Annotated in this window: 14 protein-coding genes, 1 tRNA gene and 1 CRISPR repeat array; of the genes, 3 read left to right on the plus strand and 12 right to left on the minus strand. The window is 64.5% G+C overall.

The genetic code is table 11. From position 1 onward, the window contains the following. Positions 1 to 163: 163 nt before the first annotated feature. A tRNA-Ser gene (locus HF203_RS08670) sits at positions 164 to 253 on the minus strand. Between the two features lie 297 nt (positions 254 to 550). Between HF203_RS08670 and HF203_RS08675 the strand changes: the two genes are divergently transcribed. Further along, the gene (locus tag HF203_RS08675) at positions 551 to 1,222 is read left to right on the plus strand and encodes a Bax inhibitor-1/YccA family protein (RefSeq protein ID WP_168668701.1); all 672 of its coding nucleotides are present in this window, start codon (positions 551 to 553) and stop codon (positions 1,220 to 1,222) included. Positions 1,223 to 1,294: 72 nt separating this feature from the next. Next, complete coding sequence (locus HF203_RS08680; RefSeq protein ID WP_168668702.1) at positions 1,295 to 1,480, plus strand: hypothetical protein; 186 nt, start codon at positions 1,295 to 1,297, stop codon at positions 1,478 to 1,480. Positions 1,481 to 1,537: 57 nt separating this feature from the next. Here HF203_RS08680 and HF203_RS08685 read toward each other — a convergent pair whose 3' ends face one another. From HF203_RS08685 to HF203_RS08695, 3 genes are all read right to left on the minus strand, one after another. Beyond that, the gene (locus HF203_RS08685; protein WP_168668704.1) at positions 1,538 to 3,298 is read right to left on the minus strand and encodes a SufS family cysteine desulfurase; all 1,761 of its coding nucleotides are present in this window, start codon (positions 3,296 to 3,298) and stop codon (positions 1,538 to 1,540) included. Between the two features lie 216 nt (positions 3,299 to 3,514). Then, positions 3,515 to 4,513: an acrylyl-CoA reductase (NADPH) gene (acuI, locus tag HF203_RS08690; protein WP_168668706.1), complete on the minus strand. Its 999-nt coding sequence runs from the start codon at positions 4,511 to 4,513 to the stop codon at positions 3,515 to 3,517. 38 nt (positions 4,514 to 4,551) lie between these two features. Then, positions 4,552 to 7,752 carry a bifunctional diguanylate cyclase/phosphodiesterase gene (locus HF203_RS08695; protein ID WP_168668708.1) on the minus strand — a complete coding sequence of 1,067 codons (3,201 nt, stop codon included), beginning with the start codon at positions 7,750 to 7,752 and terminating at the stop codon, positions 4,552 to 4,554. 387 nt (positions 7,753 to 8,139) lie between these two features. Here HF203_RS08695 and HF203_RS08700 point away from each other — a divergent pair, with 387 nt between their 5' ends. After that, complete coding sequence (locus HF203_RS08700) at positions 8,140 to 8,484, plus strand: hypothetical protein (RefSeq protein ID WP_168668710.1); 345 nt, start codon at positions 8,140 to 8,142, stop codon at positions 8,482 to 8,484. Between the two features lie 33 nt (positions 8,485 to 8,517). Here the strand turns inward: HF203_RS08700 and serS are convergent, their stop codons facing one another. The 8 genes from serS to recO all read right to left on the minus strand — a co-directional run bounded on the left by serS (position 8,518) and on the right by recO (position 17,403). Next, on the minus strand, positions 8,518 to 9,792 hold the full coding sequence (gene serS, locus HF203_RS08705; RefSeq protein WP_168668712.1) for a serine--tRNA ligase: 1,275 nt from the start codon (positions 9,790 to 9,792) through the stop codon (positions 8,518 to 8,520). A 16-nt stretch (positions 9,793 to 9,808) separates the two neighbouring features. After that, positions 9,809 to 10,114 (minus strand): DUF190 domain-containing protein, encoded by a 306-nt coding sequence (locus HF203_RS08710; RefSeq protein WP_168668714.1) that lies wholly within the window; start codon positions 10,112 to 10,114, stop codon positions 9,809 to 9,811. Further along, positions 10,111 to 10,485: a fluoride efflux transporter CrcB gene (gene crcB / locus HF203_RS08715; protein ID WP_343043899.1), complete on the minus strand. Its 375-nt coding sequence runs from the start codon at positions 10,483 to 10,485 to the stop codon at positions 10,111 to 10,113. The genes HF203_RS08710 and crcB overlap by 4 nt, the downstream gene beginning before the upstream one ends. Positions 10,486 to 10,868: 383 nt before the next feature. Then, positions 10,869 to 12,582: direct repeats of the CRISPR family, unit length 37 nt; unit sequence GCCGCAACACTCAATCCATTACAACAAGGATTGAAAC. A gap of 606 nt (positions 12,583 to 13,188) precedes the next feature. Next, positions 13,189 to 13,770 (minus strand): class I SAM-dependent methyltransferase, encoded by a 582-nt coding sequence (locus HF203_RS08720; protein WP_168668717.1) that lies wholly within the window; start codon positions 13,768 to 13,770, stop codon positions 13,189 to 13,191. 18 nt (positions 13,771 to 13,788) lie between these two features. Continuing rightward, positions 13,789 to 14,469, minus strand: coding sequence for an endonuclease III domain-containing protein (locus tag HF203_RS08725; RefSeq protein ID WP_425483207.1), 681 nt, complete (start codon positions 14,467 to 14,469; stop codon positions 13,789 to 13,791). Beyond that, the gene (locus HF203_RS08730; RefSeq protein ID WP_168668719.1) at positions 14,466 to 15,704 is read right to left on the minus strand and encodes a GlgC family sugar phosphate nucleotidyltransferase; all 1,239 of its coding nucleotides are present in this window, start codon (positions 15,702 to 15,704) and stop codon (positions 14,466 to 14,468) included. The genes HF203_RS08725 and HF203_RS08730 overlap by 4 nt, the downstream gene beginning before the upstream one ends. A gap of 152 nt (positions 15,705 to 15,856) precedes the next feature. Further along, the gene (gene pdxJ / locus HF203_RS08735) at positions 15,857 to 16,603 is read right to left on the minus strand and encodes a pyridoxine 5'-phosphate synthase (RefSeq protein ID WP_168668721.1); all 747 of its coding nucleotides are present in this window, start codon (positions 16,601 to 16,603) and stop codon (positions 15,857 to 15,859) included. A gap of 77 nt (positions 16,604 to 16,680) precedes the next feature. Then, positions 16,681 to 17,403, minus strand: a complete 723-nt coding sequence (gene recO, locus HF203_RS08740) for a DNA repair protein RecO (RefSeq protein WP_168668723.1) — start codon at positions 17,401 to 17,403, stop codon at positions 16,681 to 16,683. Position 17,404: the final 1 nt, after the last annotated feature.

Genomic DNA, 17,404 nt, shown 5'->3' on the forward strand with positions numbered 1-17,404 from the left:
CAAGCGACGGCGCGCTGTTGGGTTGCCAAGGATGGGCAACCCAACCGACCGGCTTCATGTGCCCGCCGGTTATACCGACCCCAAAATGAAGAAACCCGCCAAAAGGCGGGTTTCCAGAATCAAGTCAACCGTGAGCTGATGCGCCGCAAGCACTTGATTGATATGGCGGAGGGACAGGGATTCGAACCCTGGAAGGGCGTTAACCCTTGCTGGTTTTCAAGACCAGTGCATTCAACCGCTCTGCCATCCCTCCAATAACTTTCCCCGCCGTAACGGGCAGCATTCAAGACCGCCGCTTGCGACCGCTCAGCCACCTTTCCGGGGTATGCGCGGGACGACCTGTGGGGACGGCTTGAGTTGGCGCCGGTCGTCCGCATCTGGCGGGGAGGAGAAGGATACCGCAACTCGGGCGTTTTCCCAAGCCCGGCCGGGCTTGCGCGGGACGGCTGGTCAGGTATCCTTCTGGAACTTGAGAGATCGCAATCAGTCTCATCCTGCGATCAATCGGTTTCCCAAACCTGTTCGACCATTTAAGGAGTGAACGCACGACATGGCCAACACCAACTTTTCCTTCGTTCAGAGCGCCCCGTCGGCCGTCGCGGCCAACAAGGTGCTCAAGAACACCTATCTGTTGCTGGCCGCGACCCTGGGCTTCAGCGCCCTGACGGCGATGCTGTCGATCGCGCTGGCAATGCCCTCCTGGACCTACCTGGCCTCGGTGATCGTGGCCATGGTGCTCGGGATGTTCGTGCTGCCGCGCACCGCCAACTCCTCTGCCGGCATCGGCGTGATCTTCCTGATCACCGGCCTGATGGGCTTCGGTCTGGGCTCGATCCTGAGCATGTATCTGGCGCTGCCCAACGGCCCGCAGACCGTGGGGCTGGCCTTCGGTGGCACCGCCGCGATCTTCCTCGGGCTGTCGGGTTACGCGCTCAGCAGCAAGCGTGACTTCAGCTTCATGGGCGGGTTCATCTTCGCCGGCATGATGGTGGTGATGATCGCGGTGATCGCGAACCTGTTCCTGCAGATGCCGGCGCTGTCGCTAGCGATCTCCTCGGCCATCATCCTGCTGATGAGCGGCTTCATCCTGTTCGATACCAGCCGGATCGCGCGGGGTGAGGAGACCAACTACATCATGGCCACCTACGGCATCTATCTGAGCATCTTCAACATCTTCATCAGCCTGTTGCAGATCCTCGGCATCATGGGCGGCGACGAGTAATCACCCCACCCGCCCCGTGACAGCCCCGGCCCCGCGCCGGGGCTTTTGTTTGTCTCGCCGGAGGTCTCCACCATGGAATTGTTCCTGAAGATCATGGCCGCGGCCCTGCTCGGGCTGATGCTGTTCTATCTCTGGCCGGTCTACAAGCGCTGGCAGGAGCACGGCGCCAAGGCCGAGAAGGGTGACTGGGCGGCGGCGATCGTGCCGCTCGGCGCGGTCGCGGCGCTAGTGATCGTGCTGATCATGGCGGTGCGCTGAGACGCGCCCCACCCTTCCCCGGCACGGGGCCGTCCGGCCCCGTGCCAACGCTTTCACTCAGGCGTCCGCCGCGACCTGACGCGCGGCCACCTGACGCAGTCGCTGCACCATCGCCTCAAGGCCGTTGCGCCGGTTCATGCTGAGATGCCCGTCGAGTCCGAGCCGGGCAAAGAAGGCACGGGCGTCGAAGTCGAGGATGTCGCGCGCGCGCTGCCCGGAGTAGAGCTGCTGGAGCAGCGCGATCAGGCCGCGCACCAGCTCGGCGTCGCTGTCGGCGAGGAACTCTACGCGCTCGGGGTCGTCGGGCATGGCGCGGGCGGCGATATAGACCTGGCTCTGGCACCCCTGCACATGCGTCGCGGCGTTCTGCATCGACGCGGGCAGGTGCGGCAGCCGACCGCCGAGGTCGATGATGTACTCATGCCGGGTCGGCCAGTCGGGCAGCAGTTCGAAGTCGTCGGCGATCTGCGCGGCGGCGGCGGCGGGCGAGTCGGCGCTCGGCCCCGGGTAGTCGAGCGCGGTCTCGGCGACGGGCGCGACCCGTGCCTGACGCGCGCGCGTCTCGTCAGCGATCTCGATCAGCGCATCGGCCAGGGTGTCGATCTCCTCCAGGGTGTTGTAGACGCCGAAGGAGGCGCGCACCGTGGCCGCCACGCCGAGCCGGTCCATCAGCGGCTGGCAGCAGTGGTGGCCGGTGCGCACGCAGATGCCGCGCAGGTCGAGCGCGGTGCCGAGGTCGAGGCTGGAGATCGCCGGCGCCTCCATCACCCAGGAGGCGACACAGCTGCGCCGCCGTGCCCGGCCCTTGAGCGCGAGCCCGGGGATGGCCTCCAGACGCTCGGTGGCATGACGCAGCAACCACTGCTCGTGGGCGCTGATGCGCTCGAAGCCGACCGACTCGATCCAGTCGATCGCCGCGCCCAGCCCCACCGCGCCGGAGATGTTGGGCGTGCCGGCCTCGAAGCGGGTCGGCGGCGCGGCATAGCGGGTGGCCTCGAAGCTGACCTGCTCGATCATGTCGCCGCCGCCCTGGTAGGGCGGCATCGTCTCGAGCAACGCGCGCTTGGCATAGAGCACGCCGATCCCGGTCGGGCCGTAGAGCTTGTGGCCGGAGAAGGCATAGAAGTCGGCGTCGAGCGCGCGCACGTCGGTACGCCCGTGGGCGACCCACTGGGCGCCGTCGACCAGCACCAGGGCGCCGTGCGCGTGGGCCAGCTCGATGATCTCGCGTACCGGATTGACGGTGCCGAGGGCGTTGGAGACCTGGTTGACCCCGACCAACCGGGTGCGCGGCGAGAGCAGCCGGCGGTAGGCGTCGAGGTCGATGTCGCCGGCGTCGTCGATGGGGATGACGCGAATACGTGCCCCGGTCTGCTCGGCGAGCATCTGCCAGGGGACGATGTTGGAGTGGTGTTCGAGGTTGGAGAGCAGGATCTCGTCGCCGGGGCCGAGGTTGGCGCGCCCCCAAGTGGCAGCGACCAGGTTGATCGCCTCGGTGGTGCTGCGGGTGAACACGCACTCGGCGGGTTCGGCGGCGTTGAGGAAGCGCGCCACCGCCGCGCGGGCGTGCTCGTAGAGCCGGGTGGCGTGCTGCGAGAGGCGGTAGTTGCCGCGATGGATGTTGGCGTGGGCGGCACGGTGATAATCGCTGACCGCCGCGATCACCGCCTGCGGCTGCTGGGTCGAAGCGGCGCTGTCGAGATAGACCAGCGGGCGACCATCGACCTGGGTGGAAAGGATGGGGAACTGGGCGCGCAGCGCGGCGACGTCGAGGGTCGTCTCAGCGGTGCGCGGAGCCGGTGCGGCTTGAGCGTTCATGGCAGGATTCATTAGATTTCAGGCAATGCACGATTCTATCGCGGACGCGCCCGGTACGGTCGACCGGATGCGCCCACGACACGACGGCAGGCATTCGGATGGCACACACCGCACATCCCTGACGGCGTGGTCGATCGATCGACGGGGCGCGTTCCCCGCGCCCCCGTTGGTTTTTAGAGAATGGGTCCGGAGCAGACGCGATGCCAGCGTCGCGGCTCAGTCGGCCTCGGGGATACGCACCACGGTGCGTCCTCGGACCCGTCCGGCGAGGATCTCCTCGGCGGCCTGGGGCAGTTGCGCGAAGTCGATCTCACGAGTCATGGTCTCGAGCCGATCGAGATCGAGATCGCGCGCCAGGCGCGACCAGGCGCGCTCGCGCAGCGCGTGCGAAGCCATCACCGAGTCGATGCCATAGAGGGTGATACCACGCAGGATGAAGGGCGCGACCGTGGTCGGCAGCGCCATCGCATCGGCCAGGCCACAGGCGGCCACCGCCCCGGCGCGCCGGGTGCGGCTGAGCACGTTGGCCAGGGTTTGACCACCGGCGACGTCGACCGCCGCGGCCCAGCGCTCCGACTCGAGCGGCCGTGGCGCCTCGGTGAAGGCGCCACGGTCGAGGATCTCGGTCGCGCCCAGTGCCCGTAGATAGCCCGCCTCGTGCGGTCGCCCGGTGACCGCGGTGACCTGATGACCGAGCCGGGCCAACAGGGCCACGGCGATGCTCCCGACCCCCCCGGCGGCGCCGGTCACCAACACCTCGCCGGCGCCCGGTTCGAGCCCGTGCGACTCCAGCGCCAGCACCGCAAGCATTGCGGTGTAGCCGGCGGTACCGATGGCCATCGCCTGACGGCTGGTCAGCCCCTCGGGCAGCGCCACCAGCCAGTCGCCCGGCACCCGCGCGCGTCCGGCGTAGCCACCGGAGTGGGTCTCCCCGACGCCATAACCGTTGAGCACCACCCGATCACCGGGACGGAAACGCGGATCTCCCGACTCCACCACCCGGCCGGCGAAATCGATCCCGGGGATCAGCGGGAAGCGGCGCACGACCGGCGAGCGCCCGGTGAGCGCCAGCCCATCCTTGTAGTTGAGCGTCGAGTACTCGACCGCGACGGTGACATTGCCCTCCATCAGGTCGGCCTCGGTCAGGCGGGTCAATTCGAGCTGCTGGGTGTCTTCGTGACGGTCGATCCGATAAGCGCTGAAGGTGGTCGTCATCGGGCGATCTCCTATGCGTTGAGGGAATTCTGGGGCACTCAGCCGACGGCCGAGACCAACGCGCGCGTCGACGAACGATGCGAACCGCGCGCACGCTGCTGCGCCTCGAGCAGACGCATCAAGGTATTGGCCGAGACCGGTCGACTGATCAGATAGCCCTGGATCAGGTTACAGCCCTCGGCCGCGAGGATGCGCTGCTGGCGGATGTCCTCGACTCCTTCGGCAACGGCGCAGATATCGAGGTTGCGCGCCATCGACAGGATGGCACGCACGATCGCGCCGCTGCGCCGATCGGTGGCGAGGTCGTTGACGAAGCTGCGGTCGATCTTGAGGCAATCGACCGGGAACTGGGTGAGATAGCTGAGGCTGGAGTAGCCGGTACCGAAGTCATCGAGCGCGATGCCAATGCCGAGCGCGCGCAGCCGTTCGAGTTCGGTCAGCGCGCGTTTCGGGTCGTGCAGCAACACCCGCTCGATCAGCTCGATGTGGAGCAGTCGCGCGGGGATATCGTAGCGTTCGAGTAGCTCGGCGATGGTCTCGGCCAACCCGCCGGCGGTGATCTGCGGCTCGGAAACATTGACCGAGACGCGGATCTCGGGCAGCCCGGCCTCGCGCCACAATCGCATCTGACGCAACACCGCCTCGATCACCCAACGGCCGACCGGCACCACCAGATCGCTATTCTCGATGACGTCGATGAAGGCGCCGGGCATCACCAGCTCACTGCCCCGCTGCCACCGCAACAACGCCTCGGCGGCATGGATGCCGTTCTGCTGCGGCTCAACCAACGGCTGGTAGTGGACGACGAACTGCTCCTCGGCGAGTGCGGTGCGTAGCCCCTCCTCGAGCGCCAGTCGCTCGACGGCGGCGGCGGTGATCTCAGGGCGATAAAAGGCGATCGAGCGCCGCCCGCGACGCTTGGCCGAGAGCAGCGCCGAGGCGGCGTGGCGCAACAACTCGGCGGCATCGCGACCATCACCGGGATAGAGCGCCCCGCCGGCCGAGGCGCTGAGGGTGAGCTGGCGCTCGGAGGTGATCTCGATCGGCTGACAGCAGACGCCGAGGTAGTGTGCGGCCAGCGCCGAGGCCGTGCTCAGCTCCTCGCCCACATCGGTGACGATGACAAAGGTGTCGTCACTCAGGCGTGCCACCAGATCACCACTGCCGGTGGCCTCGTTCAGGCGCGCGCCGAGGACGCACAGCACCGTATCAGCAACCGCATGACCATGACTGGCGATGACCTCGTTGTAGCGATCGACATCGACATAGAACACGCCGAGGCGCTGGTCGTGACCGGCGGCCTGCTCGACGGCCTGTGCTAGGCGCTGTTTCAACAACCGAGCGTTGGGCAGGCCGGTGAGCGGGTCATGGTTGCTGAGAAACTCGATCTCCTCGGCCGACCGATAGCGTTCGGTGATATCGCTGAAGATGGCGACATAGTTGACCACCTCGTCGCGATGGTTACGCACGGCGTTGATACTCATCCACTGCGGATAGAGTTCACCGTCGCGCCGCCGGTTCCACAGCTCGCCCTGCCAGCGCCCCTGCTCGATCAAGGCGTGCCACAAGCGACGGTAGAAGTCCTGCGGATGACGCCCGGATTTGAGCAGGCGCGGGTTGCGACCACGCGCCTGTTCTGCGGCGTAGCCGGTGATCGCGGTGAAGGCGGGATTGACCGCGACGATATCGCCGGCGGCATCGGTCACCATGATGCCCTCGGCGGTGTTCTCGAACACCGCGCTGGTCAGGCGCTGGACATCCTCACGCCGGCGCTGCTCGCTGAGATCGCGGATGAGCGCGACGCGCAGCTGGCGGGCGGCGAGCGGGATACGCCGACTCTGCACCTCGGCCGGAAAGGTGGTGCTATCACGCCGCCGATGGAGCCACTCGAAACAGGCGCTGCCGTGCGCGGCGAGGAAGGCGAGGATCTCGGTACCTTGCTCGGTCGAGCGGCGTCCATTGGCCTGGAACTCGGGCGAGAGCACGCTGGGATGAACGTCGTTCAGCTCGGCGGCGCTGTCATAGCCGAACAGGGTCGCCGCCGCGGGGTTGGCCAGGCAGCTCAGGTCGGCGCCATCGATGATCCACATCGCCTCCTCGGCGCCCTCGAACAGGGCGCGATAGCGCGCCTCGCTGTGACGTAGCGCCGCCTGGGCCTGGCGATCCTCGGTGACGTCGAGCACCGACCCGAGCAGTCGCACCGGCTCGCCATCGCAGCCGACCACGGCCCGGACGCGTTGGCGCACCCAGCGCGGCGTCTGCGCACTGGACCGTCTCACCCGATACTCGATGTCGCCCGGCTCGCCCCCACGGCGTGCCGTCTCTAGGGCGGAGGCCACCTGTGCTCGATCGGCGGGCTCGACCAGATCGAGCAGCTCTTGCTCGGTAGCCGGGCAGTCCCCAGGGGCGCCTCCGAGGATCGCAGACAGCGGTGCCGACCAGAGCACACGACCGGTCGCAAGCTCCAGCTCCCAGCTCCCCAACCCGGTCATCGCCTGAGCCTCACTCAGCAGCGTCTGACTACGGTGCAGCGCGGTGAGGTCACGGCCACAGCCCATCACTCCGAACGGCACCCCGTCAGCGCCCTGATACGGGGCCTTGAGCACATCGAAGAGGCGCCGCCCACCGCGTGCGTCGCAGTGCCAGAAGTCGAAGCGCCGGGCCTGGCCACACGCGCGCACCCGCGCATCATCGGCCTGTAGCCGGGCGGCCGTCTCCGCGGGGAAGAGCGCGGTATCGTCGGCACCGACGATCTGCTCGGGATCACGTCCGAGCAGCGCCGCAAAGGCGCGGTTACAGCCGAGATAACGCCCTTCCTGGTCTTTGAAGAAGATCAGATCGGGCGAGCTGTCGAGCACCGTGCAGAGCTGCCCCTGAGTCAGCGCCAGGGCCTGCTCGACGTGGTGATAGGCCGAGACATCGCGCTGAGCGACCAGCGCCCGCCAGGTCGCACCATCAGCATCGAGGCGCCGGGCGCTGAGCCGCAACCAGCGGGGCTCGCCGTCGAGCACCAGCGGGTATTCGAGCGAGAACTCGGCGCGGTGGCCACGACAGACCTCACGCACGCCCTGACGTGCCTGCTCCAACACCTCGCCCCGAGCCTCTGGAATCGCCCACGGGCCGGGTGGCAACGTGCTGCGGTGCTGTCGATTGGCATAGACGCAGGCCCCATCGCCATCGACCACCGCGATTGCGCAGTCCAGCGCATCGAGACAGACCCAGGGATCGATCGCGTTCATGGGCAGCTCGGCGAGGCGGGAGAATAGACGGTGAAAATCGGTTTCATCGTGTTCGGTCGGGGAAGCCCTCGCGGCGCAAGCCTGTGAGAGCGGGACGGATCGGGGTCGATCAGGCGCGGCGGAGGGACCGCCAGACGCCCAGCAAGCGCGGGACATCCCATCGGGCTATTGCTCCCTGGCCTCCCGATCGCTCGGGATAGAACGCCCTCGGGACGGTTGAGTGAGTCGCCATTTTGACGACCGCCATGGCATTGATCAAATCTCTTTGTCGCAGACCGACCGGCCATCGGGCAATGACGACGAGCGGCAACCACGTTGCCGTCTCGCTATGCTTGAGGACACCCAGATTGATCCAGACGCCGGCCTCGATCCGGCAGGGAGCCAACCATGCATCAGCCCAGCCGGTCGGGACGCGACAGTGCTCGCCTCGCCCTGTTCATCCTGACGCTCAGCCTCGCCGGGTGTGCCACCACCACTCGTCATGTCAGCGACTGGGGCAGCATCACCCTGGCGCCGGGCGACACCGGCACCTGTAGCTCCAATCCCTGCGCGGTCTATCTGCAGCTGCCACCCGGCGAGGGCCGCTACCGGGTCACCGCCAACCAGGTCGATCTCGGCGACTACCCGGCGGGCGCACGCGCCGCGCTCGGCCACTTCTACGAGAGTAAGGCGCTGGAGGTCGTCGGTGCCGGGGTAGCGCGCGCCTACGTCTACATCCCGCAGACGCGCTGAGGCGCCGGCGGGATCACCGCCGGCGCACTTGGTTCAGCCGAGCACCTCGAGACCGCCCATGTAGGGGCGCAACACCTCGGGGATGCGCACCCGACCGTCGGCGAGCTGATAGTTCTCGAGCACCGCCACCAGGGTACGCCCCACCGCCAGGCCGGAACCGTTGAGGGTGTGCAGCAGCTCGGGCTTGCCGGTCTCGGGGTTGCGCCAGCGCGCGCGCAGCCGCCGGGCCTGGAAGTCGCCGAAGTTGCTGCACGAGGAGATCTCGCGATAGGTCTGCTGACCCGGCAGCCACACCTCCAGGTCGTAGGTCTTGCGCGAGGAGAAACCGAGATCGCCGGTGCACAGGGTCACCACCCGATAGGCCAGCCCCAGCCGTTGCAGGATCGACTCGGCGTGCCCGGTGAGCGCCTCGAGCGCGGCGAAGGACTCGGCCTCGGGCACCGCCTGTACCAACTCGACCTTCTCGAACTGGTGCTGCCGGATCATCCCCCGGGTGTCCTTGCCGTAGGAACCGGCCTCGCTACGGAAGCAAGGGGTATGGGCGACCCAGCGACGCGGCAGCTCATCGGCCTCGAAGATGCAGTCACGCGCCAGATTGGTCACCGGCACCTCGGCGGTCGGGATCAGGTAGAGATCGCGCTCGCCAGGAACCTTGAACAAGTCCTCCTCGAACTTAGGCAACTGACCGGTGCCGTAGAGGCTGTCGGAGTTGACCAGGTACGGGACATAGGTCTCGGTGTAGCCGTGCTCGGTGGTGTGCACGTCGAGCATGAACTGGATCAGCGCGCGGTGCAGCCGCGCCATCGGCCCGGACAGGGTGACGAAGCGCGAGCCGGTCACCTTGGCGGCGAGATCGAAGTCCATCCAGCCGTTGCGCGCGCCCAGGTCGACATGATCGAGCGGGGTGAAGTCGAAGCTCGGCACCTCGCCCCAGCGCCGCTCCTCGCGGTTGTCGACCTCGTCGCGACCGTCCGGCACGCTGTCGTCGGGCAGGTTCGGAAGTCCCAGCGCGATCGACTCGATCTCACCCTGGCACTCGGCCAGCGCCTGCTCGGCGGCCTTGAGTCGATCCCCCAGGTTGGCGACCTCGGCGAGCAACGGCTCGATGTCCTCGCCTGCGGCCTTGGCCTTGCCGATCGACTTGGAGCGGGTGTTGCGCTCGGTCTGCAGCGTCTGGGCCTCGACCTGCAGCCGCTTGCGTTCTTGCTCGAGCTGCTCGAAACGGGCGGTGTCCAGGGTCACGCCGCGCCGGGCGAGCAGCTCGGCGACACGCGCGAGGTCGTTGCGCAACAGTCGTGGGTCTAGCATGTAGTCTCCTTGGGTCTCAGGACTCGACGGTGACCGGCCAGGACACGATGTGCCCCGGTTTCACCTGATTACGGATTCGAGCGATCGCCGCACGGGCGCGCTCGGGGGCATCGAAGAACTCCACCACCAGCGGCAGATCGAGCGACAGATCGACCAGCGAGACGGCGTGCGTCCGCCCCGAGGGGCCATAACCCTCGATCGCGCGCAGCACCGTCACCCCACGTACCTGCAGCTCGTCGCGCAGGGTCTGCACCAGGGGTTTCAGTTCATGATCGGATTCGGCGAGATAGACCCGCACCAGGATCGCTTCGTTCTGACTCACAGTGATCTCCCCAGGGCGATGCCCGCCCAGCACAGCAACACACACACCCCGACGCTCGCGCCCACGTTCACGGAGGCCCGCAACAGTGCCCCCTGCTCGATCAGGTTCAGGGTCTCGATCGAGAAGGTCGAAAAGGTCGTCAACGCCCCCAGGAACCCGACGAGCACGGCACCACGCCACTCGGCCGCTACCGCCAACCGCTCGGTGAGCAGCACGAACAGCAGCCCCATGAGAAAGGAACCGATCACGTTCACCGCCAAGGTGCCCCAGGGGAAGTCACGCCCCAACACCCGGTAGACCCCGGTCGAGATCCAGAAGCGCGACAACGCCCCGAGCGCACCGCCCCCGGCGATCGCTACAAGTTGCAACACGGTATCTCCCCGCCAAAAGCAATAAGTCTACTATGGACGTCCAGCCCTCTGCCCAGGCGAACGAGCCCGCCCGCCCAGGCCACTGCCGCACACCCGAAGCGCACACACAACGGGCACCGGTCACCTCGACTTGATATGATTGGGGCACGGCAAGACCGTATCCCACAGCGCCTTCGACACAGGCTGCTGAGCAAAAAATATCACCGACCACCAACACTGCTCACGTAATCGACTGATAAATAAGAAATAAAATCAAAAGGTTCAATGTCAGCCAACAAGAAAACAGGGCAAAAATCGGTGCAAAACGTCTATTTTTCGCTTCCAAAGAGGCTCGCCCCAAAAGAGCAATTATTTGATTTAAAAGAATTTTTAGAGAATTTGCGGCCGCAACACTCAATCCATTACAACAAGGATTGAAACCGCATGTCGTGGAGATGCAGATCCTCGATCCCGAGGCCGCAACACTCAATCCATTACAACAAGGATTGAAACTTGCCAATATTACCCCACCGCCACTCGGCCAGCGGTGGCCGCAACACTCAATCCATTACAACAAGGATTGAAACCGCGACTGGCCCCCGATCGAGCAGGAGCCTCAGACGCCGCAACACTCAATCCATTACAACAAGGATTGAAACGTAAGGCGCAGGCTGAGCACGGTCGACACCCCGGCGCCGCAACACTCAATCCATTACAACAAGGATTGAAACCCCGTTCTACCTCATAGATCACGGCGGGTCGTCGGTGGCCGCAACACTCAATCCATTACAACAAGGATTGAAACCCAATAAACGCTGGAGAGTTCTGGGCGACCACAACGCCGCAACACTCAATCCATTACAACAAGGATTGAAACCCTCCCGGCAAAACAGTAAGGCCCTTAACAGCAAAGGGCCGCAACACTCAATCCATTACAACAAGGATTGAAACGTAAGCTCGGCGGCGAAGGTGCTTGCGACGTGGTCGGGCCGCAACACTCAATCCATTACAACAAGGATTGAAACCTTGTGGGCTTGCAATAGTTTCTCGGCGTAGTCCATGCCGCAACACTCAATCCATTACAACAAGGATTGAAACGTGGCCTTACTGGCGTCACGAACGAGGATGCGGCTGGCCGCAACACTCAATCCATTACAACAAGGATTGAAACTCGCGTCAGCAGGCACGACGAACGGTCGGGCCAAGGCCGCAACACTCAATCCATTACAACAAGGATTGAAACTTTTTGAGTCCCAGATGTCGCCATAAGAATCGCCAGGCCGCAACACTCAATCCATTACAACAAGGATTGAAACTGAGCAATTTGTCGCGAACCGGTATTTGGGCGCGAGGCCGCAACACTCAATCCATTACAACAAGGATTGAAACTGGTAGACCGAGGCCGGCCCTGTCACGGGGCCTGTTGCCGCAACACTCAATCCATTACAACAAGGATTGAAACCGCTTGTATCTCGGTGAGTATTTCAGGAACATCAATGCCGCAACACTCAATCCATTACAACAAGGATTGAAACGTTTGCGATACGGTCGGTCCCGGACCGGAAAACCGGCCGCAACACTCAATCCATTACAACAAGGATTGAAACAGACAACGCAGACATAAAGGAGAAAGACCATGCAGAGCCGCAACACTCAATCCATTACAACAAGGATTGAAACAGTGATAACCCCTTGTTTTGCAAGGCGTTCGATGGAGCCGCAACACTCAATCCATTACAACAAGGATTGAAACGGCACAGCAGTCGTAACCCACAACCCGGCCCGTCTTGCCGCAACACTCAATCCATTACAACAAGGATTGAAACAGATTACGGGCAGCGGGTCGGTCGAGATTGAGGCGAGCCGCAACACTCAATCCATTACAACAAGGATTGAAACATTACGTGCATGTTAATGGTATCTAACACTATACCAGCCGCAACACTCAATCCATTACAACAAGGATTGAAACAGCAATTGTCGTCGGTACTCGGCCTCAATGTATCGAGCCGCAACACTCAATCCATTACAACAAGGATTGAAACAGAAAGCCGGCGCTTCATCGCCGCCCAGCTCAGCTAGCCGCAACACTCAATCCATTACAACAAGGATTGAAACACCGCCATGGCCTCATCCTTCACCGACGACTCGTCGGAACGCAACACTCGGCCTATTAAGAGGCTCTATCAAAAAGCCGTTCGCGTTGTCAGAGGCGTCGAGTTCATGCAACAGTGGGAGGCAAAACAGCGCCGCGACCAGACGGTCGCATGAGACCAACCCCTTGAGGGGCGAAAAAACAGGGGAACCTCACTTCGGGCGCCGGGCCGATATTCACGAGGCGTTTCTCTTCCTGGGACTCGCACTCATTTGCTGGAATGCTTTGGAGTGGGCGTAGGGCTTTTTGATAGAGCCTCTAAAAGCCCTCGAGAGCCGCGGCCTGCAGGTGTATATAGTGAACAGCCAAAGTGATCAATCCATCGCAACGCAGATGGCTTGCAACTTTTCATTACGCGGTTTCAAGAAGACGGCTGCCGCCGTGACACCAGCCATTTTCTCGAACGCTAGTGATCTTGTTGGGTTTCCTGCTCAAGGGCAATCACCACTGATGAAATGGTGAGGAACGGGCAATCCAATCTACGAGGTGACGCAGTGAGGTGAGTTGGGTGCAACCCAACATCAGCCGATGGCGCCAGCACCGGCCAGATCGATCTCGATACATCGAAGTCAGCAGTGCTCGAGCAATACGCTGAAATCCCCCGCCAGATAACCCTCTCGCACCGTCATGGTCGCGTTCAAGGTATCGGCAAGCTGTTGGATCTCGGCGGGTTTACGGCAGTTGTAGATGAGCGAGGTATCGCGACCCTTGAGCAGGTTGAACACGAAACCGCGACGGCTGGCAGCAAGACAATTGCGGATAAAGGCCTGGGTTTCGTCCCAGGTGAGGATGTTCATGGCGCCGCTGCAGAGATAATAATCGGCCTCGGGCAGTGGATCCTGGAGTACGTCGCAGTGACGGATCTCGCAGCCGGTGCGCGCGCGCGCCGTCTCGATCATCGGCGCCATCACGTCTAATCCGAGATAGCGCGCCGGCTCTCGTTCGCATTCACGCAGATAGAGCAGCAAGTCGCCGAAACCGCAGCCAGCATCGACCAACTCGATGCTGGCGAGATCATCAGGCAATAGCTCACAGAGCACACGAAAGCGCACCTGCTGGGTCTGTTCGGAGATCCACTGCACGCCCTCAGCCGTGGTGCCATGGGCCTCCAGGGCGTCGTGATAGAAGGTCTCGTTGTCGACTCGCGGCATGGTCTCGTGGTCCTCGGCTCAAATCGGTGTCGTATTGCCACGGGGCGGCGGCGACAAGACGAACGGACAAGGTGTCCGCAAGGCGCAGTCTGTGCAGTTCGGTCGCACTCGGCAGACGTGCTTGGCGTGCGCCACGATCAGTGCATGGTATTCCTGGAACAGGGCGACATCACTCGGCAAGGCCTCTTCGAATCCATGGCGAATGGTCTCGTAATCCTCGTCGCCGTTGAGCCACCCGAGCCGGGCGCACAAGCGTCGAGTATAGGCATCGACCACAAAGACCGGGCGCGCGAAGGCATAGAGCAGGATGTCATCGGCCGTCTCCGGGCCGACGCCGGGGATCGCCAACAACCATTCACGCAACGCTGGGGTCGCGAGTGCTGCGAGCGCGTCGAACTCGCCGATTTGGCGGTAACGCTTGCAGAATGCCAGCAGGCGCCGGGCCTTGACGTTGTAGTAACCACTGGGACGCAGTAGCTCGGCCAGGCGCGTCGGTTCGAGCGCGAGCAGTGCCTCGGCGCTCAACGTGGTCTCAGTGCGTAACTGGTCGAGCGCGCGCTCGACGTTACGCCAGCTGGTGTTCTGGGTGAGGATGGCACCGACCATGACCTCGAACGGGGTCTCGGCCGGCCACCACCCCTGAGCACCGTAACAGGTGTAGAGCGTTTGGTAGAGTGCCTGAAGTGTCGTGGACGTTATGACCACTCGACATCCCGGGGCACGACGACGATGCCCTTCTGCGAGACCTCGAAACGCTCGCGATCGCGCTCGGGGTCGATGCCGACCTGCTCTCCAGGTGGCACTACCACGCCCTTCTCGACGATGCAGTTACGCAGATGGGCCTCGGCGCCGACCTGCACGCCATCGAACAGGATCGCCTTCTCGACGATGGCGCTATCACCGACACGCACGCGCGGGAACAGCATCGAGTGGTTGACTCCGCCGCCACAGATCACGGTACCGGCAGCGAGCATCGAGTTGACGAAGATCCCCTCGTTACCGCTGCGCGCACCCGGTACGGTGCGTGCTGGCGGATACTGCCCCTGGGAGGTGCGGATGTTCCAGTCGTCCTGGTAGAGATCGAGCGAGGGTTCCGGGCTCAATAGCTCCATGTTGGCCTGGTAGTAGGCATCGACCGAGGAGAGATCGCACCAGTAGCGATCGGGAGTGACCCGGCCGCGCTCCTGACCAAAGCGATAGGCGCGCACCCGGTGCGTTTGGGTGAGGAAGGCGAGTACGTCCTTGGCGAGATGTCGATCCGGGGGCAGCGGACCGACCTCGGCATCGGCGCTCTCGCGCCGAGCGAAGGCATCGAACAGCCAGCCGCGATCGAAGATATAGACGCCCATGGTCTCGAAGGCACGCTCACTCTGGATCTCGCCGGCACGTTCTGCCGGCAGGATGCGCACGATGCGATCGTGCTCGTCGAGTTCGACGCGGGCCTGGGTCCGTGAGGGCGGCGCACTCGGGTCGACCTCGCGCACCGCCACCGTGACCTCAGCGCGAGCGTCGACATGGGCATGCACCATCTCGCTGTAATCCATGCGATAGATGGCGCCACCATCGAGCACCAAGACCTGACGGGCGCGGTTGCGTTCGATCAGGTTACGATTCTGCCGAATCGCATCGAAGGGACCGGCGTACCAGTGCTGGCCGTCGCGCATCTGCGCCGGCACCGGGATGATGAACTCACCGAGTTCGGGGTTGTAGATCGACCAACCATCGCGCAGGTGCTTGTGCAGCGAATGGCTCTTGTACTGGGTCACCACCAGGACCTGGCGCAGGCCCGAATGCAGACAGTTGGCCAGCGCGAAATCGATCACCCGGAACTTACCACCGAAGGGAACGGCTGCCTTCGGACGATGGCGGGTCAAGGGCGCGGGGCCCACCCCGCGATCGATGGCAAGCATGAAGATCAGGGTATCTGCGGACATGGCTCTTGGTTTCAGACTGACGGGTATCGTTTCCCGCGGCACAGTCTAGCCCGCAGATCGGGCAGGGAAAACGGCGCCGGCCATGTTCCGATCGAAAGGGCCATGGCGATCGGGCGCGCCGAGCGCCATGGCCGGTGGATGATGATCGCCCTTCAGTGGGCACTGGCCGTGGTGATCAGGGCACGCATGTCGCGTACCGCGCGGTCGAGCCCGGAGAAGAGCGCACGGGCGATGATGGCATGACCGATATTGAGTTCGGTGATGCCAGGGATGGCCGCAATCGGCTTGACGTTGGCGTAATCGAGCCCGTGTCCGGCGTTGACCTGCAACCCCAACGAACGGCCGTGGCTGACGGCACGCTCGATACGCGCTAGCGCCTCGGCGCGGGCCTCGCGTCCGTCGGCGTCGGCATAGTGCCCGGTGTGTAGCTCGACGACCGGGGCGCCGATAGCGCGCGCCGCATCGAGCTGCGCCGGATCGGGGTCAACGAACAGCGACACCCGCACCCCGGCCTCGGCCAGACGGGCGCAGAACTCGGTGAGGTGGGCCTGGTGGGCGATCAGGTCGAGCCCACCCTCGGTGGTCAGCTCCTGGCGTCGCTCGGGCACCAGACAGCAGTCGTGTGGACGCAGCCGCGCTGCAATCTCGCCCATCTCGGCGGTGGCGGCCATCTCCAGGTTCATCCGCGTCTGCAGGATGCCGCGCAGCAGCTCGACATCACGGTCCTGGATGTGGCGGCGATCCTCGCGCAGGTGCAGGGTGATGGCATCGGCCCCGGCCTGCTCGGCGACCAGCGCCGCCTGGATCGGCTCGGGATAGCGGGTACCACGCGCCTGACGCACGGTGGCGATATGGTCGATGTTGACGCCCAGCAGCACCTCGTTGGCATGCGTGCTCAAGGGATTTCTCCTCGCTTCGAACGATAGGGAACGCGGCACCGTGACACGAGGCCGCTGCTCATCTAGTGTGGGGATGATCACCCGCGTCGGCCATACCACTGCTGGAACAGCGCACGGGTGCGGAGTGGACGATCTCCGAGATGGGGCGCGAGCATGGCGCGCAGCAACACCCGCGCCTCGCGCCGCTGCTCGGCGTCGACCGGCTTGGCATCGGCGGCGAGCGCCAGCAGGGTGACGCCGCGACAACACGCCCGCGGGTCATCGGTGGCGGTGGCCGCGCGCAGCCCCTGCTCGGGCTCGAAGACATAGTCGGCGGTGGCGCGCACCGGCCGGCCGGTGGCGGTCTCGACAGCGAGCGCGAGACCATAACCGAGGGCATCGAGCAGGCGCAGCTCGAAGCGGCGCAGCACCGGCTCGAGGTCGCCTCCCGCGGCCAGTGCCGCGAGCGCGACCTGGTAGTCGTCGAGCAGCGCATCGTGCGGGTCCTCACGACCGAGCAGACGCAACAGCAGCTCGTTGACATAGAAACCGCAGAGCAGTGCCCGACCGGCGAGCGCATAGGGCCGGCCCACGGCCTCGACCCGGGTCAGGGTGCGCACCTCGCCACGCCCGCCGAGTTCCAGCCACAGCGGTTGGAAGGGCTGGAGCAGCGCGGCACGACCGCCAGCGCGGGCGCGCCGCGCGCCGCGCGCGACCGCAGGCAGCCGCCCGCGACCGACACAGAACAGCTCGACCAGCAGGCTGGTGTCGCGATAGTCGTGCCGGTGCAGGACGAAACCGTGACAGGCGCTGGCGCCCACC

This window comes from Marichromatium bheemlicum (genome assembly GCF_012276755.1).
GTDB classification, from domain to species: Bacteria; Pseudomonadota; Gammaproteobacteria; order Chromatiales; family Chromatiaceae; genus Marichromatium; species Marichromatium bheemlicum.